The organism is Primorskyibacter sp. S187A (genome assembly GCF_049800955.1).
GTDB lineage: Bacteria > Pseudomonadota > Alphaproteobacteria > Rhodobacterales > Rhodobacteraceae > JAKVBH01.
The window spans coordinates 568089-583940 of the sequence record NZ_JBNAGA010000002.1 but is presented as its reverse complement, the minus strand read 5'-3'; the positions used below and the strand labels follow the sequence as shown (position 1 = coordinate 583940).

Below are 15852 nucleotides of genomic sequence, written 5' to 3'. Positions count from 1 at the left end.
CAATTCCGCGCCGGATGCGGCAGAGCCTTGCCTAGGACGCCGTCTCGAAACAGGCCGCGCGCCCATCGGCCTGAATGGTGGCCGCGCCCGCCCGGATGGCGCGCGCGCGATTGCGCACGAAGCTCGACGGGTTCGAGGCAGAGCGCGACTTCGGCGCAGGCAGGATCGCCGCCAGCCGTGCGGCCTGCGTCGCAGTCAGATCAGCCGGCGCCACGCCAAAGTAATGCTGGGCCGCAGCTTCGATGCCAAAGACACCCTCGCTGAATTCAGCGACATTGAGATACACCTCAAGGATGCGCCGCTTGGTCCAGACCGCCTCCATCGCAGGCGTGATCAGCGCCTCCAGCCCTTTGCGCCAGTAGCTGCGCCCGTGCCAGAGATAGACATTCTTGACGACCTGCTGGCTGATCGTGGAGCCGCCGCGCGCGCCGCCGTCTTCCAGTGCTGCGCGTACGGCATCGACATCGATCCCCCAATGCAGGCAGAAATTCGCATCCTCCGCCGCAACAGCCGACCGCGCCATGACAGGAGCAATCCGCTCCATGGGCACCCAGACCTGATCAATCTCCCCCAGCCGCGCGCGCTCCGACAGCATATAGGGCGTCGTGGGCGGGTTGAGGAACCGAAAGGCCAGAAGCGCCAAGGCGCCAAAGACCACCGCCGCGAGCGACAGCCGCCAGATCCATTTCAACAACCAGCGGAGCGGTCTGGGCCGGGCACGGGGCCGCAGGACCTGCAACGGAGTTGCAGGCTTGGCCTTCGCTTTTGACGCGGCCTTCGGCTTTGCCTTGGATGTCGCCCCGCGTTTTGTCGTGGATTTGGATCTGCGTGCCATGGTGTGCGCAAGCTACCGTTTTTCTGTGGGAACGTGAATCCTTATAGCACTTCGCGAAAAGCCTGGATCCCGAAAACACCGCCAAGCACCTGCTTTCCCGTGATTTTCGTGATGCGCGATGTATCCGATGTCCGTCGAAGTGCTGTAGTTCGCAGCGCTCCTGGGTTTACGCAGCCCACAGACGCGCCTCGAAGCGACGCAACACCGGACGCGCGACGGGCCGCAGAGGGGCGCGGCGCGGAAAGTCGGGAAACAGCGCCCGGATTTCCATCGATGCAGGCTCGCGCTCTGCGGCATGGGCCGGGAAATAACTCTCCGAGGCAATCCCGCCGCCTGTAATGATCTCGTGATCCTCAAACAGCAAGTGGATATAGGTCACCAATCCGCCGGGCCGCAGATGCACATTCTGCCCGTTGACCAGATGCTTCGCCGCGACCAGCGTCTCCGAAAGGCCAAAGTAGAGCTCCGCCCGCCAGCCGGACAAGAGCATGCGATGTTGTTGCGAGACGCGCAGCACCTCCGAATTGCCAAGGCTTCCGATATCAAACTCCACCGGTGCAAAAACGCCTGCAGCCCGCGTCGTTTGTCTGGAGATCCAACGCACCGGTTGCGCGCCATTGTCTCGCGTCAGAACGAGATCGCCTGTGCGCAACACGTCGATCGGCCGACGCCCATGGGGCGTGTCGATCAAGGTGCCCGGCGTGAAGCAGACGGGGCCAAAGTCATCAACATCGACCTCGGTGCTTGTCGTGACAAAGGTGGAGCTGACAAATTGCGCATTGCTCAGGACAGTCCCGTCGGTGGGTGTGAAAACAGCCGGTTGCCCGGCCACGTAGAAGGTCACACCCGTGATCGTCACGGTACTGCCGTTCATGATCACTGTGATCGTGTCATTCTCCCAGACAGAGGTCACAACGCCTCCATTAAACGTGTCGCCCTCGCCGGGACGGATAAACCCGTTGTCGTCATTGTCGACATAGGTCCCCGTGACAGGGGTCAGCGTGGATCCGACAGCGGGGGGATTCGCGGGATCCATGACAAAAAACTGGTCTGTATACGTCGTCGGCATCAGCTGCCTCCGATTGTCATCAAAATGGCTTTAATCACTGGATAGATGCCGAATTGGTCGGAAATATGTGGACAACAGCCCCAACCGCGGCACAGGCGGGGTCTTTGTGTGGCCCGCATGTGGCAAAGCGCCATGCTTGCGCCACAATCCGGCACCAATCCTGCCTAAATCTTGCCGCTAACACACTGACAGGCAACAATATGTTGCGCCATAGGCCATTTTTCCCAAGACAATTTTAGTCAAAGATACCGGGAGTAATTTCTGCTGCCAAAAATCGAGAGAACCATGAAACACTTACTGTTATCCGCTGCGATACTCGCGATTCCCGCGATGTCCCAAGCAGCGCCCATTGCCCTGAACGAGATACGAGACACGACCACAACATCAACAGGCTCGCTTGTGAGCGACGGTCTCTATGATGCCTTCGACGGCGCTTTCCGCCTTCTGGATACGGGTGGATTGTCCGTGCAGCGCGATATCGCGACGCTGGAGGACACATACACCTACCGCGTTCTGGACGTCTTCACCAACACCACCGCCGCAACCATCACGGCGTCTGTGCGCAACTACACGAACCTCGGCTCCGACGGCTCCGAGCACGTCGTCGAAGAAGGCGTCGATCGGTCGACCACCTTTCAGGATCGCAACCCCACAGACGGCTCCCCGGTCAACGAATTTGACCCGGTCATCTCCTTCACCTACGGCAACAACGCCTTCTCCGCCGCCAACATCACAGGCGACGTGGGCTACAACCGTTTCGACATGACCATGAACCTGAGCCTCGGCGCGGGCGAGAGCATCGGCATCCTCTACTTTGCCACGCTGATCCGGGACAACAGCGACCGCTCCGGCGATGTCGCCGCCGCGCAAGCCATTGCGGCAAGCCTCGCAGCCAATCCCGGCGAGGGTACGGAACTGTCCGACGCCCAGCGCGCCATCGTGGCCAACTTCGACAATGTCGTGGCCCCCGTGCCGCTCCCGGCCTCCTTGCCCTTCCTGCTCGCAGGGCTCGGTGGCCTCGCATGGGCCGCACGTCGCAAAAGCTGACCGTCCTCGTTATTGGCGGAAAAGCCCCGCTGCACCCTGAGGTGTAGCGGGCGCTTTTGCATATCACCTGACCGGAGATATCACGGCAAAATCCCCTCGAGCCCATCCGGCGCGGGTTTGACCACGACGGGATAGCCGGAGACACACAGGATCACCCGATCCGAGGCCTGCGCAATCTGCTGGTTGAGCCATCCCGCCGCGTCACGAAAGTCGCGCGCGAGCTTGTTCTCAGGCACAATCCCCGCACCCACCTCATTGGTCACAAAGACAATCGGCGCGGCCTGTTGCGCAATCTCATGGGCGAGCAAGCCGCCCTCCGAGCGCCAGTCGCCTCCGCTCAACATGCAATTGCTCAGCCATAACGTCAGGCAATCCACCAGACGCGGCGCGCCGCCGTCGCTCTGGCGAAGCGCGTCGACCAATTTGCGCGGCGCGTGGAAGGTCTGCCATTCCGGGCCCCGCCGGGCCTGATGGGCAACAATCCGATCCGCCATTTCCTGGTCATAGGCCTCCGCCGTTGCGATATAGATCGCCCGGCCTGTGGCACTGAGCGCCAACCGCTCCGCCAGAGCCGACTTGCCCGAGCGCGCGCCCCCGGTGATGAGAGTAGACTTTTCCATGGCCCCGTGAAAAAGCAGCTTTGAGAGCGAATGAAAAGGGTGAATGCGGGGGCAGGAATGGTCGCGGCGATGATGCTTGTAGCGCTGGCGCTGGACGTGGCCATTGGCTGGCCGGACGCGCTCTATCGTCGTCTGGGCCACCCGGTGACATGGATGGGCGCGCTCATCAAATGGCTCGACACGCGTCTCAACACAGGCCCGCGCGCCGCGCGCCTGACCAAGGGTGCGCTGACGGTCCTCGTGCTCATCACAACCACAGGTCTGCTCGCCACAGCCGCGCAGCTCCTGCTGCCCGCTGGCCCCTGGGGCATCATTCTGGGCGGCGTGCTGGCCTGGCCCTTCCTCGCCCTGCGCTCCATGTATGACCATGTGGCCGCCGTCGCGGGACCGCTCAATGCGGGCGATCTGCCCGCCGCGCGCCACGCTGTGTCAATGATCGTGGGGCGGGACCCGGCGCAGCTTGATACCGCTGGCGTCGCTCGCGCCGCCACGGAAAGCCTCGCCGAGAATACCTCTGACGGCATTATCGCGCCGCTCTTCTGGGGGCTCGTGGCCGGGCTGCCCGGCCTTGTGATCTACAAGGCCATCAACACGATGGATTCCATGATCGGCCATCGCTCGGAGCGCTTTGAGGCCTTTGGCAAGGTGGCCGCGCGGCTGGATGATCTGGTCAATCTGATCCCCGCCCGGCTGACCGGGGCTCTGTTTGCGCTGGCCTCCGGCTCAGATCTGCCGCGCGCCTGGCGCGTCATGCGCCGGGACGCTGGCGCGCATCGCTCCCCCAATGCGGGCTGGCCTGAAGGCGCCATGGCGGGCGCTCTGGGCATCCGCCTGTCCGGCCCACGCCTTTACGCCGAGGGCCGCGCAGAGGAGCCGTGGATGAACGCCGACGCCCCCGACCCAACCCCGCAGACCCTGACCGCAGCCTTGACACTCTACCGCAGGGCTATGGCTTTGGTCGTTCTTGCGCTCGGCCTGCTGATCCTGTTCTAACTCTGATCATGAATATGCACGCGACGCCCAGAGATCACGGCGGCAATCTCGACGCTGCCATCGCCCATTACGGCGGCGACCCGGCGCAATGGCTTGATCTCTCAACCGGCATCAATCCGGTTTCCTATCCCGTCCCCCCGCTGCCCCAGGAGGCCTGGACCGCCCTGCCCCGGCGCAGCGATATGGCCCGCCTTGCCGAGGCCGCGGCCCGTGCCTATGGCACTCAGGCCGATGTCGTGCCCTTTGCCGGGGCGCAAGGGGCGATCCAGTCCATCCCGTTTATCCTGCATCCGGGCCGCGCCGCTGTCCTGGCGCCCACCTACAACGAACATGCCGCCGCCTTGCGGATGGCGGGCTGGCCTGTGGCGGAAGTGGATAGCCTGAGCGCACTGCAAGGCGCCGATCTGGCCATTCTGGTCAATCCCAACAATCCTGATGGGAACAGGTATGATCCGGGAGAGCTGCGCGATCTGGCCGACCATGTGGGCCTGCTGATTGTCGATGAAAGCTTCGCCGATCCCGATCCCGACCTGTCGCTCGCGCCCTGTTTGCACGATGCGCCGAGCATCATCGTGCTGCGGTCTTTCGGGAAGTTCTTCGGTCTGGCCGGGCTGCGTCTGGGCTTTGCGCTGGCCACAGGGCGGCGCGCGACGCGGCTTGCCGAATTTGCCGGGCCCTGGCCGATTTCCGGACCTGCCATCGAAATTGCCTGCGCGGCTCTGGAAGACGCGCCGTGGCAAGCCCGGACCTGCGCCCGCCTGGCCCATGACAGCGCCGCACTGGACGGGATTGCTCAGGAGGCCGGCTGGACACTCATTGGCGGCACGCCGCTCTTTCGCACCTATGCCACACCCGATGCCACCGCCACGCAGGACAGGCTGGCGCAAGCCATGATCTGGTCGCGCATCTTTCCCTATTCCGAAACATGGATCCGTCTGGGCCTGCCCCCCGATGCCGCTGGCATGGCGCGCATCCGCGCGGCCTTGGGGCTACCCCCGTGTTAAGGCGCCCTGGCGGAATACGCCCGGCGAGGCGCTAGACCCATGTCGCGCGCCATCATGATACAGGGCACAGGCTCCAACGTCGGCAAGTCGATGCTGGTGGCAGGCCTGTGCCGCGCGGCGCGCGAGCGCGGGCTCTCTGTTGCGCCCTTCAAGCCGCAAAACATGTCAAACAATGCTGCCGTCACGGTGGACGGCGGCGAGATTGGCCGCGCGCAGGCCCTGCAAGCGCTGGCCGCCGGTCTGGAGCCGCACACGGATATGAACCCAGTGCTGCTCAAACCCGAAAGCGATGTGGGCAGTCAGGTCATCGTGCAGGGCAAACGCCTGACGACCGCGCGGGCGCGCGAGTATTACGCACTCAAACCGCAGCTCATGGGCGCCGTGCTGGAGAGCTTTCACCGCCTGAAAGCCGCCCATGACCTCGTGATCGTCGAAGGCGCAGGCAGCCCCGCAGAGATCAACCTGCGCCCCGGCGACATCGCCAACATGGGCTTCGCGCGCGCCGCCGATGTGCCTGTGATCCTGTGCGGCGACATCGATCGCGGCGGCGTCATCGCCCAGATCAAGGGCACCCAAGCCGTGATCGACCCGGAAGACGCCGCGCTGATCGCAGGCTTTATCATCAACAAGTTTCGCGGCGACCCCACGCTCTTTGACGACGGCTACAAGATGATCGAACAGCTGACCGGCTGGCGCGGCTTCGGCACAGCCCCGTGGTTTGCCGAGGCCTGGAAACTGCCCGCAGAAGATGCGCTCGACATCGCCACGCCCAAGCGCGCCACCGGCCTGCATGTGGTCTGCCTGCGCCTCTCCCGTATCGCCAATTTCGACGATCTGGACCCGCTCGCCCAGGAACCGGGCGTCCGCCTGACAATGCTACCCGCCGGTGAGGCGATCCCCGGCGATGCAGACGTCGTGATCATTCCCGGCTCCAAATCCACCCGCGGTGATCTCAGCTTCCTGCGCGCCCAGGGCTGGGACGTCGATCTGCAAGCCCACCTGCGGCGCGGCGGCCAGGTGCTGGGCATCTGCGGCGGCTACCAGATGCTGGGCCAGACCGTCGCCGACCCCGAAGGCATCGAAGGCCCCCCCGGAACAGACGCCGGACTGGGCCTGCTCGACGTCACCACGACCATGACCCCCGACAAGGCGCTGACCAACGTGACCGCCACCTACGGCAACCACCAGATCCGCGGCTACGAGATCCACATCGGCCAGACCGACGGCCCGGACCGCGCGCGCCCCTTCGCCCATATCGCAGACCAGCCCGAAGGCGCCCGCTCCCCCGATGGCCGCGTCACAGGCAGCTACCTGCACGGCCTCTTTCGCGACGATGCCTTCCGCGCCGCTTGGCTGGCCCAGCACAACACCCAAAGCACCACCACCTACGACGCAGACGTGCAAACCACACTGGACGCCCTCGCCACGCACCTCGAAAACTGCCTCGATGTGACAGACCTGCTGAACACCGCTCGCTGACCCCGCCCCTTCTTTTGTCTCCAAATACCTCGGGGGAGGCGCGCGCCAGCGCGGCGGGGGCAGCGCCCCCAAACCATCACGTAAAGCAAAAGGGCCGGTGCATCGCACCGACCCTTTTTCATTGAAAGACCACAACCTCAGCGCTTGCGGCGCACAGCCGCCAAACCGCCCAGTCCCGCCAGCATCAAGAGCGCCGTCGCAGGCAATGGCACCACGGCTGTATCAAAGCTAAAATTGTCCCAGCCAAGACCGCCAGGATCCGTCACATTGTAGATCCGAATGGACGTCACATTCGAAAACGCCGTCAAATCAACGAGATCAGGCGTGTTGAACGTGTCGAACACCTGGATATCAACCGTTGAGGCAAACACTCCGCCGGTAAAGACATCAACCTGAGCTCCAATGCCAGTGTTATTGTCACCCACCTGAAAGAACGAGAGACCAGACACGCCGGTATCAAAGGTCAGGATGGTTTCACCGGCGCAATCAATGGTTGCCTGCGCAGAGGCAGCCGTACAAATGAAGTTGTTGCCAAACCCAATGCCCGGCTGGGTGGTCACTTTGTTGACGCCGCTCCCAATCGAGGAAAACGTCACACCGGCAAACTGGTTAGTCACCACGTCGCCATCGGACAGATCTTCAAAGTCGATCAGACTGGCAGAGGCGGGAAGGGCAAAGGCAGAGACAAGCGCAGCCAATGCCGCAGATCGAATATTGGTCATGCAAAAACTCCCGAGCAAAAAACACTGGTCTACGCATCAGACCCTTAATTTCCGCAGCAAACAAGCAAAAAGGCCAGCGGGGGTCCCACTGGCCTTTTCCAGATCCGGGTCTGTTCGGGCAGATTACTCCGCCGGAACCGCCGTCTCCTCCACGCCGATAGGATGCGCCAGTTTGTCCAACATCTCAATGGGGCAAATCTGAAGAAAGTTGCCTTTCTCGATGTCCCAATGCTGGATGATGTCCGCCGCCTTGAGCGATCCGGTCTCCTTGTGATGCCGCTCGATCAAGCCGCGCAGCTGGGCTTCCCAATGAGCAACCGTCACAGGGCAGGTCACGAGGCTTTCCATGTTGAGCAAACGAGGCGCCGCGCCGTCCGGGTCGTAGAGATAGGCCATCCCCCCGGTCATGCCCGCGCCGAAGTTCGCGCCGATCTCGCCCAGGATCACAGCCACGCCGCCGGTCATGTATTCACACCCGTTGGAGCCGCAGCCTTCAACCACGACCTTCGCGCCCGAGTTGCGCACCGCAAAGCGCTCGCCTGCGCGTCCGGCGGCAAAGAGATAGCCATCCGTCGCGCCATAAAGCACGGTGTTGCCGATGATCGTATTCTCATCGGCCTTGAGCGGGCTGGCCATGGGCGGACGCACGACGATGACACCGCCCGAGAGCCCCTTGCCCACGTAGTCATTGGCATCCCCGGCCACTTCGATCTTGAGCCCCGGCGCTGCAAAGGCCCCCAGCGATTGCCCGGCGGAGCCCTTGAGCTTGACTGTCAGGTGATCGCTCTGGAGCGCATTGCGCATGCCGAAGTTCTTGACGATATGGCTCGACGTGCGCGTGCCCACGGTCCGATGCGTGTTCTGCACCGCGTAATGCAGCTGCATCTTCTCGCCATCCTCGAGGAACCGCTGCGCATCGCGCACGATCTCCGCATCCAGCGTATCGCGCACAGGATTGCGATCCTTGTCGCGGTTGTAGACGATATCTTTCGCGCCATCGACCGTGATCAGCAGCGGGTTGAGATCGAGATCATCAAGGTGATCGGAGCCGCGCGAGACCTGTGTGAGCAGGTCGGCCCGTCCGATGACCTCATCGAGGCTACGCGCGCCGATGGAGGCCAGCACTTCGCGGACTTCCTGCGCATAGAAGGTGATGAGGTTCACGACCTTGTCGGCATTGCCGGTGAACTTCGCGCGCAGGTCTTCGTCCTGCGTGCAGACACCCACGGGGCAGGTGTTGGACTGGCACTGGCGCACCATGATGCAGCCCATGGCGATGAGCGCGGCGGTGCCGATGCCATATTCCTCGGCCCCCATCATCGCCGCCATGACGATGTCACGGCCCGTGCGCAGCCCGCCGTCTGTGCGCAGCGTGACCCGCTCGCGCAGGTTGTTCATCGCGAGCACCTGATGCGCCTCGGTGAGGCCCATTTCCCACGGGAGGCCCGCGTGTTTGATCGAGGTCGCAGGGCTGGCGCCCGTGCCGCCATTATGGCCCGAGATCAGGATCACATCCGCTTCCGCCTTGGCCACACCGGCGGCAATGGTGCCGACGCCGGAGGACGAGACCAGCTTCACGCAGACCTTGCAGCGCGGATTGATCTGTTTGAGATCGTAGATCAGCTGGGCGAGGTCTTCGATGGAGTAGATATCGTGGTGCGGCGGCGGCGAGATCAGCGTCACGCCCTTGGTGGAGTGGCGCAACCGGGCGATGAGGTCAGTGACCTTCATGCCGGGCAGCTGGCCGCCCTCGCCGGGCTTGGCGCCCTGGGCCACCTTGATCTCCAGCTCCTCACATTGGTTGAGGTATTCGGCCGTGACGCCGAAGCGGCCCGAGGCCACCTGTTTGATCTTGGCCGACGGATTGTCGCCATTGGGCTCAGGCACGAAATGCGCCGGATCTTCGCCGCCCTCACCGCTGTCGGAGCGGGCGCCGATGCGGTTCATCGCGACGTTGAGCGTCTTGTGCGCCTCCGGGCTCAGCGCGCCAAGGGACATGCCCGGCGTCACGAAGCGCTTGCGGATCGCGGTCACGCTTTCGACCTCGTCGATATTGATCGCCTGACCCATGGGCTTGATGGCCAAGAGGTCGCGCAGATGGATCGGCGGGTTGGCCTGCATCCGCTTGGAATATTGCTGCCAGAGCGCATAGGAGGCCTTGTTGCAGGCCATTTGCATCATGTGCATGGTCTGCGCTTCCCAGGCGTGGGTCTCGCCGGATTTGCGGGATTTGTAGAAGCCGCCGATGGGCAGGACATCCTGACCGCGGTTGAAGGCCAGCGCGTGGATCTCTTCCACCTTGCCCTGAAGACCGCCCACGCCGATGCCGGAGATGCGGCTCAGCATGCCGGGGAAATACTCGGCACACATGGCGCGCGACAGCCCCACCGCCTCGAAGTTCAGCCCGCCGCGATAGGACGACAGGACCGAGATGCCCATTTTGGACATGATCTTGAGCAGACCCTGATCAATCGCATTGCGATAGCGCGCGACAACCTCGGTCAGCGGGCCATCGAGCAGGCCGCGCTCGATCCGATCCGCAAGGCTGTCTTCGGCGAGATAGGCATTCACGACCGTGGCGCCCGCGCCAATGAGCACAGCGAAGTAATGCGGGTCCACACATTCGGCAGAGCGCACATTGAGCGAGCAGAAGGTTCGCAGGCCCTTGCGCGTCAGGTGGCTGTGCACCGCACTGGTCGCGAGGATCATCGGCATGGCAACCTTGTCCTCGGAGATATGCTCATCGGTCAGAACGATATGGCCCGCGCCGGAGCGCACGGCATCCTCGGCTTCCGCCCGGATCCGCTCCAACCCTTCGCGCAGCGCGCCGGGGCCGGCATCGGCGGGGAAGGTACAATCGATCTCGACCAGCCCTGCGTTGAACTGCTCCATCAGCTTGCCAAACTGCGCATTGCCGACAAACGGGCTGTCGAGCACGAAAATCTCCGTCTGGGCCGAGCTCTCGTCCAGCACGTTCTTGAGATTGCCGAACCGCGTCTTGAGGCTCATCACACGGTATTCGCGCAAGGAGTCGATCGGCGGGTTCGTGACCTGTGAGAAGTTCTGCCGGAAGAAATGGCTGAGTGGGCGATACTTCTTGGAAAGCACGGCAGAGGGCGTGTCATCGCCCATCGAGGCCAGCGTCTCCTTGCCGTCCTCCGCCATGGGTGCCAGGATTTGCTCAAGCTCTTCAACTGTATAGCCCGCCGCAATCTGGCGCTTGCGCAGATCAGATCCGGTGAACATCGGCGCTTCCGTCACCCCGGAGAGCACGTCGTCCAGCTCATTGATCTTGCCAACCCAATCGCCGAAGGGGCGCGCCGCCGCCAGGCTGTCCTTGATCTCGGTGTCATGGAAGAGCTTGCCCTCCGCCATATCAACGGCAATCATTTGCCCGGGCCCAAGCGCGCCCTTCTCGACAATGCCGGCCTCATCGGTGGGCACCATGCCCACCTCGGAGCCCGCAATCAGCAGACCATCGCCCGTCACGACATAGCGCATCGGGCGCAGACCATTGCGATCCAGCCCGCCACAGACCCAGCGCCCATCGGTCATCGCCAGAGCGGCCGGGCCGTCCCATGGCTCCATGACCGAGTTGCAATAGGAATACATATCCCGCCACGCCTGCGGCAGCTCCACCGCCGATTGCGACCAGCTCTCGGGGATCAACATGGTCTTGGCCATCGGCGCCGAGCGTCCCGCCCGCACCATCACCTCAAAGACCGCATCCAAAGCCGCCGAATCCGACGAGCCCTGCGGCACGATCGGCTTGATATCCTCGGCCATCTCGCCAAAGAAACTCGACGCCATGCGGATCTCATGGCTCTTCATCCAGTTCACATTGCCCTTGAGCGTATTGATCTCGCCGTTGTGGGCGAGCATGCGGAAGGGCTGCGCCAGCCACCATTGCGGGAAAGTGTTGGTCGAATAGCGCTGGTGATAGATCGCAAAGGCGCTCTCGAACCGCTCATCCTGCAGATCGGGATAAAACTCCGCAACCTGCTCCGCCAGCATCATCCCCTTGTAAATGATCGAGCGGCAGGAGAGCGACGCGATATACAGCTCACCCACCTGCGCGGCCGCCGCCGCCTTCTCGATCCGGCGCCGGATGACATAAAGCTCGCGCTCAAACGTCTCCTCATCCACGCCCTTGGAATTGGAGATCAGGATCTGCTCGATCTCGGGCCGCGTCGCATTGGCCTTCTCGCCCAGACAGCCAATCTCGACGGGCACATGGCGCCAACCGTAAATGTAGTAACCCATGCGCAGAACTTCAGATTCCACAATGGTCCGACAGGTCTCGGCAGCCCCAAAATCCGTGCGCGGCAGGAACACCTGACCCACGGCCAAAAGCTCGTCCTTGCGGGGCTTGTGGCCTGTCCGCTCCACCTGATCGTAGAAGAAATTGACCGGGATCTGCACATGAATGCCCGCGCCATCGCCCGTCTTGCCATCGGCATCCACAGCGCCGCGGTGCCAGATCGCCTTGAGCGCGGTGATGCCCGCCTCAACCACCTGCCGCGAGGGGCTGCCATCGAGCGAGACAACAAGACCCACACCGCAAGAGCTATGCTCATGCTCTTCGCGGAACAGCCCATTCTCGGCCATCCAGCGGCGTTTTTCTTCCTCGTTCCGAACCCAATCTGCATCAAACTTGGTCATGGTAGATCTCCTTACGGCTCACCGGACAACAGCGCGCGCACTGCCTCCGCTGTCATTTCTTCATGAGGGCGGGAGAGATCGAAGGCGGTGGGCCGCTCATCGGTGAAATACTCCACACCCAAAGGCAGGCCCGTCCCCTCGGGGAACAAACCGGCAGATAATTTCAACACCCCGTGATGCGGCCCCTCGGCCACGATCCGGTACGACACATTGGACCCGCAGGCGCTGCAAAAGCCCCGCTCCGCCCAAGGCGCAACAGAGACGGTCTTGACCGGCCCGGTGATCTCCGCGCTGGCGGCATCGACGTGAAAGGCAAAATACGTCCCGCCGCCCCAACGTCGGCAATTCTCGCAATTGCACGCCGTGATGAAGTCTTTCGTCGGACGCGCCACCGCCGTGACCGCGCCACACATGCAGCGGCCCTGCAGGCTGTCTTGCGCGCTCATGACGCCACCTGCGAGGCCTGATCGGCCTCGTCCATCAGCGCCGCATCGCGTTCCTCGGCGCTTGTCAGATGCAAGGCCCCCAGGCGCTGCTGCATCAGCTCGCGCACCATACGCGGGCGGTGCTGGATCGCGAAACGGATCAGCCGCGCCAATTGCCCGCTGGCCTTGATCTTGGCGGCGCTGTCATGGCTTGTATCGGGCAACAGGAACAGATGCAGGTTCTCCGCCGGAACAAACCGTTCGATCTGATTGGCCTCTTTCTGGGCGCGCCCGAAGATCACGTAGTAATGGGTCGCGGGCGAGAGATAGTCGGTCGCATCGCGGATGCGATACTCCGTGATCTTCTCCCGATGCTCCCACCAGCGCATATCGCCGGGGATCAGATCAGGATGCACCGTGCCCTGCGGCGAGAAACACAAACACGCCTCAACCGGCGTGAATGACGGCAGCACGCTCGCCATGAAACCGCCCATGGAATGGCCCATCATCACAACACGCGTCAGCCCGAGACGGGCCTTGGTTTCTTCGATGAGCGCGACGATGTCCTCGATCAGACCCGGCTCATTGAGCCAGGTGCGCAGCGGATCCGCGATGAAAAGCACGTGGCGCTGGCCATCCTGTGTCGCAAGGCGCGGAAATTCGTAGCCCGGGCAATCGCTCTCCTTGGCCCCGATCCCGGAAAACACCACGACAAGCGTGTCCGCAATGCCGGGGTCTTCCTCGTTGCGGCCTTCGCAGATCCAGGCGCGGAAGCGATACGTGTTGCGCAGCTGGCGGATCGTGATGTCGGAGCGCATGGTCATTGCGCCTCCTCCGGATCATCCTCGGCGAGGCGCGGAAATTTCGCCACGCATTCCGCCCGCGTCAGCAGGACCTGCCCCTGACCTTGATAGCGCAGCGCCTCGGGGCGTTTGTCCACGTAGATCTCATAAGCGATCTCAAATCCGCTTGTGTCGTCAAAGAGGCCCAGCGGCAGATCGTAATTGCCGTAAAACTCGCCCTCTTCCGTCACGCGGAACCAAAGACCAGAGCCGCATTTGCCGCAAAAGGCGCGCTCTCCCCATTCGGAGCTTTGGTAAATCTTGATCTGGCTGAGGCCGCGCCAATGCACCTTGTCCTCGGGGATCGAGACTTCGGCGAGGCCAGTGCCGGTCCACTTCTGACACATCGGGCAATGACACACGCCGATGCGCAGCGGCACATCCTCCGCAATGAAGCGCACCGCACCACACAGACACCCCCCATGCCGGCTCTCGACCGCCGACATCACACGCCCTCCGGGCCGCGCGGGGCGCAGCAGGCGAGGCACTGGGGGGTGGAGAGCTGGAGGGGCATTCAGGTTCTCTTAGGACTTTCGGGTTAATGCGTCAGGCAATCTGACCTTTATCGGGGTGTTGCGGAGCGTGCGTACGCTCCTGCGCGGATCCGTGAGGGCTTTTGTGCGATTTGACGGGTCTTTCGCACAAATACCCCCTCACTCCGCGGCGATTGCGCCTCCTTTGGCGTCGAGCTTGGCGAGGATCGCTTCGGCGCAATCCCGCCCGTCGCGGATTGCCCAAACGACGAGGCTCGCGCCGCGCACGATATCACCCACTGCGTAGACCCCGTCGAGGTCCGTGGCGCCTGTGGTGTATTCGGCCTTGACCGTACCCCAGCGCGTGACCTGCAATTCCTTTTGATCCCAAAGGGTTGGAAGGTCTTCCGGCTCAAAGCCCAGCGCCTTGATCACAAGATCGGCGGGCTCGACGTAATCCGCGCCTTCAATGATTTCAGGCGCTTGGCGGCCCGTCGCGTCAGGCAGGCCGAGGCGCATTTTCTGGACCATCACACCGTCCACGGGATCTCCCGTGAACCCTTTTGGCGCGCTAAGCCATTCAAAAATAACGCCTTCTTCCTCAGCATTTTGTGTTTCGCGCTGCGATCCCGGCATGTTCGCGCGGTCTCTGCGGTAGAGGCATTTGACCGATGTGGCCCCCTGACGCACCGCAGTGCGCACACAATCCATCGCCGTATCTCCGCCGCCGATCACGACGACGCGCTTGCCCTCGGCACTCAATTCGCCGCTCTCGAATTCCGGCACCGTATCGCCAAAAGATTTGCGATTTGAAGCAGTTAGGTAGTCTATCGCCTTGACGATCCCATCTGCGCCCGCGCCCGGCCCGCCCAGATCACGGGACTTGTAGACGCCCGTGGCGATGATCACGGCATCATGCTTTTCGCGGATTTCGGCAAAGGAGATGTCCTCACCCACGTTGCAATTGAGCACGAACGCGACACCCGCCTGTTCCAACTGCTCGTTGCGCCGCTGCACCACTGGTTTTTCCAGTTTGAAGCCCGGAATGCCGTACATCATCAAGCCGCCCGCACGGTCGTAGCGGTCATAGACCGTGACCTGCACACCGGCGCGGCGCAGCACATCCGCCGCAGCAAGTCCACCCGGGCCCGCGCCGATTATACCAACAGATTCAGTACGTTCGCTTGCCGGAACGATGGGCTGGACCCAGCCTTCCTCCCAAGCTGTGTCGGTAATGTATTTCTCGACGGAGCCGATCGTGACGGTCCCGTGGCCCGATTGCTCGATGACGCAATTGCCCTCACAGAGCCGGTCTTGCGGGCAAATGCGGCCACAGATTTCGGGAAAAGTATTGGTCGCCTGAGAGACCTCATAGGCCTCGCGCAACCGCCCTTCCGCCGTCAGCTTGAGCCAATCGGGAATGTTGTTGTGCAGCGGACAATGCGACTGGCAATACGGCACCCCGCATTGCGAACATCGCGACGCCTGCTCCGCCGCCTTCGCCTCCGCATATTCCGCATAGATCTCCTGAAAGTCCTCCCGCCGCATGTCAGCCGCGCGCTTCTCGGGCATGTCCCGGTCAACTTTCACAAATTTGAGCATCGGCTGCTTGGCCATGAGATCCTCCATCGCACATCGTGTTCGGCGCTTTTAGAACAAGCTGTTGAGCATGAAAAGTAAA

13 protein-coding genes are annotated in these 15852 nt (G+C 62.8%); 4 read left to right on the top strand and 9 right to left on the bottom strand.

Translation table 11 applies throughout. The annotated features are described in order from the left end of the window. Positions 1-31 precede the first annotated feature (31 nt). Both mtgA and ACP15S_RS13760 read right to left on the bottom strand, forming a co-directional pair. Positions 32-835: a monofunctional biosynthetic peptidoglycan transglycosylase gene (gene mtgA, locus ACP15S_RS13765; RefSeq protein ID WP_425040211.1), complete on the bottom strand. Its 804-nt coding sequence runs from the start codon at positions 833-835 to the stop codon at positions 32-34. 166 nt (positions 836-1001) lie between these two features. Then, positions 1002-1904 (bottom strand): Hint domain-containing protein, encoded by a 903-nt coding sequence (locus ACP15S_RS13760; RefSeq protein ID WP_425040210.1) that lies wholly within the window; start codon positions 1902-1904, stop codon positions 1002-1004. Positions 1905-2189: 285 nt separating this feature from the next. Between ACP15S_RS13760 and ACP15S_RS13755 the strand changes: the two genes are divergently transcribed. Beyond that, on the top strand, positions 2190-2951 hold the full coding sequence (locus ACP15S_RS13755; protein WP_425040209.1) for a VPLPA-CTERM sorting domain-containing protein: 762 nt from the start codon (positions 2190-2192) through the stop codon (positions 2949-2951). 80 nt (positions 2952-3031) lie between these two features. Here the strand turns inward: ACP15S_RS13755 and cobU are convergent, their stop codons facing one another. Further along, the gene (cobU, locus tag ACP15S_RS13750) at positions 3032-3571 is read right to left on the bottom strand and encodes a bifunctional adenosylcobinamide kinase/adenosylcobinamide-phosphate guanylyltransferase (protein WP_425040208.1); all 540 of its coding nucleotides are present in this window, start codon (positions 3569-3571) and stop codon (positions 3032-3034) included. A 30-nt stretch (positions 3572-3601) separates the two neighbouring features. Here cobU and cbiB point away from each other — a divergent pair, with 30 nt between their 5' ends. Genes cbiB through ACP15S_RS13735 form a run of 3 tightly spaced genes read left to right on the top strand, consistent with a single transcriptional unit; the run spans position 3602 to position 7047 of the window. Further along, the gene (cbiB, locus tag ACP15S_RS13745; RefSeq protein WP_425040207.1) at positions 3602-4564 is read left to right on the top strand and encodes an adenosylcobinamide-phosphate synthase CbiB; all 963 of its coding nucleotides are present in this window, start codon (positions 3602-3604) and stop codon (positions 4562-4564) included. An 8-nt stretch (positions 4565-4572) separates the two neighbouring features. Then, positions 4573-5568, top strand: coding sequence for a threonine-phosphate decarboxylase CobD (gene cobD, locus ACP15S_RS13740; protein WP_425040206.1), 996 nt, complete (start codon positions 4573-4575; stop codon positions 5566-5568). Between the two features lie 39 nt (positions 5569-5607). Beyond that, entirely contained in the window at positions 5608-7047 is a 1440-nt protein-coding gene (locus ACP15S_RS13735) for a cobyric acid synthase (RefSeq protein ID WP_425040205.1), read from the top strand. 137 nt (positions 7048-7184) lie between these two features. On the opposite strand, the gene ACP15S_RS13730 is transcribed toward ACP15S_RS13735, so the two are convergent. The 6 genes from ACP15S_RS13730 to ACP15S_RS13705 form a co-directional block, all read right to left on the bottom strand. Beyond that, positions 7185-7769 carry a VPLPA-CTERM sorting domain-containing protein gene (locus ACP15S_RS13730; protein ID WP_425040204.1) on the bottom strand — a complete coding sequence of 195 codons (585 nt, stop codon included), beginning with the start codon at positions 7767-7769 and terminating at the stop codon, positions 7185-7187. Positions 7770-7892: 123 nt separating this feature from the next. Then, positions 7893-12431, bottom strand: coding sequence for a glutamate synthase large subunit (gene gltB, locus ACP15S_RS13725; RefSeq protein WP_425040203.1), 4539 nt, complete (start codon positions 12429-12431; stop codon positions 7893-7895). 11 nt (positions 12432-12442) lie between these two features. Beyond that, positions 12443-12877 (bottom strand): GFA family protein, encoded by a 435-nt coding sequence (locus tag ACP15S_RS13720; RefSeq protein WP_425040202.1) that lies wholly within the window; start codon positions 12875-12877, stop codon positions 12443-12445. Next, positions 12874-13680 (bottom strand): hypothetical protein, encoded by an 807-nt coding sequence (locus tag ACP15S_RS13715; RefSeq protein ID WP_425040201.1) that lies wholly within the window; start codon positions 13678-13680, stop codon positions 12874-12876. Before ACP15S_RS13715 ends, ACP15S_RS13720 begins: the two co-directional genes overlap by 4 nt. Continuing rightward, positions 13677-14144 (bottom strand): GFA family protein, encoded by a 468-nt coding sequence (locus ACP15S_RS13710; RefSeq protein WP_425040200.1) that lies wholly within the window; start codon positions 14142-14144, stop codon positions 13677-13679. The genes ACP15S_RS13715 and ACP15S_RS13710 overlap by 4 nt, the downstream gene beginning before the upstream one ends. 207 nt (positions 14145-14351) lie before the next feature. Continuing rightward, positions 14352-15788, bottom strand: coding sequence for an NAD(P)-dependent oxidoreductase (locus ACP15S_RS13705; protein ID WP_425040199.1), 1437 nt, complete (start codon positions 15786-15788; stop codon positions 14352-14354). Positions 15789-15852 lie beyond the last annotated feature (64 nt).

Excerpts from the sequence above, each read along its gene's own strand:
- mtgA (WP_425040211.1), bottom strand. The coding sequence starts at position 835 with ATGGCACGCAGATCCAAATCCACGACAAAACGCGGGGCGACATCCAAG.
- ACP15S_RS13760 (WP_425040210.1), bottom strand. The coding sequence starts at position 1,904 with ATGCCGACGACGTATACAGACCAGTTTTTTGTCATGGATCCCGCGAAT.
- ACP15S_RS13755 (WP_425040209.1), top strand. The coding sequence starts at position 2,190 with ATGAAACACTTACTGTTATCCGCTGCGATACTCGCGATTCCCGCGATG.
- cobU (WP_425040208.1), bottom strand. The coding sequence starts at position 3,571 with ATGGAAAAGTCTACTCTCATCACCGGGGGCGCGCGCTCGGGCAAGTCG.
- cbiB (WP_425040207.1), top strand. The coding sequence starts at position 3,602 with ATGAAAAGGGTGAATGCGGGGGCAGGAATGGTCGCGGCGATGATGCTT.
- cobD (WP_425040206.1), top strand. The coding sequence starts at position 4,573 with ATGAATATGCACGCGACGCCCAGAGATCACGGCGGCAATCTCGACGCT.
- ACP15S_RS13735 (WP_425040205.1), top strand. The coding sequence starts at position 5,608 with ATGTCGCGCGCCATCATGATACAGGGCACAGGCTCCAACGTCGGCAAG.
- ACP15S_RS13730 (WP_425040204.1), bottom strand. The coding sequence starts at position 7,769 with ATGACCAATATTCGATCTGCGGCATTGGCTGCGCTTGTCTCTGCCTTT.
- gltB (WP_425040203.1), bottom strand. The coding sequence starts at position 12,431 with ATGACCAAGTTTGATGCAGATTGGGTTCGGAACGAGGAAGAAAAACGC.
- ACP15S_RS13720 (WP_425040202.1), bottom strand. The coding sequence starts at position 12,877 with ATGAGCGCGCAAGACAGCCTGCAGGGCCGCTGCATGTGTGGCGCGGTC.
- ACP15S_RS13715 (WP_425040201.1), bottom strand. The coding sequence starts at position 13,680 with ATGACCATGCGCTCCGACATCACGATCCGCCAGCTGCGCAACACGTAT.
- ACP15S_RS13710 (WP_425040200.1), bottom strand. The coding sequence starts at position 14,144 with ATGTCGGCGGTCGAGAGCCGGCATGGGGGGTGTCTGTGTGGTGCGGTG.
- ACP15S_RS13705 (WP_425040199.1), bottom strand. The coding sequence starts at position 15,788 with ATGGCCAAGCAGCCGATGCTCAAATTTGTGAAAGTTGACCGGGACATG.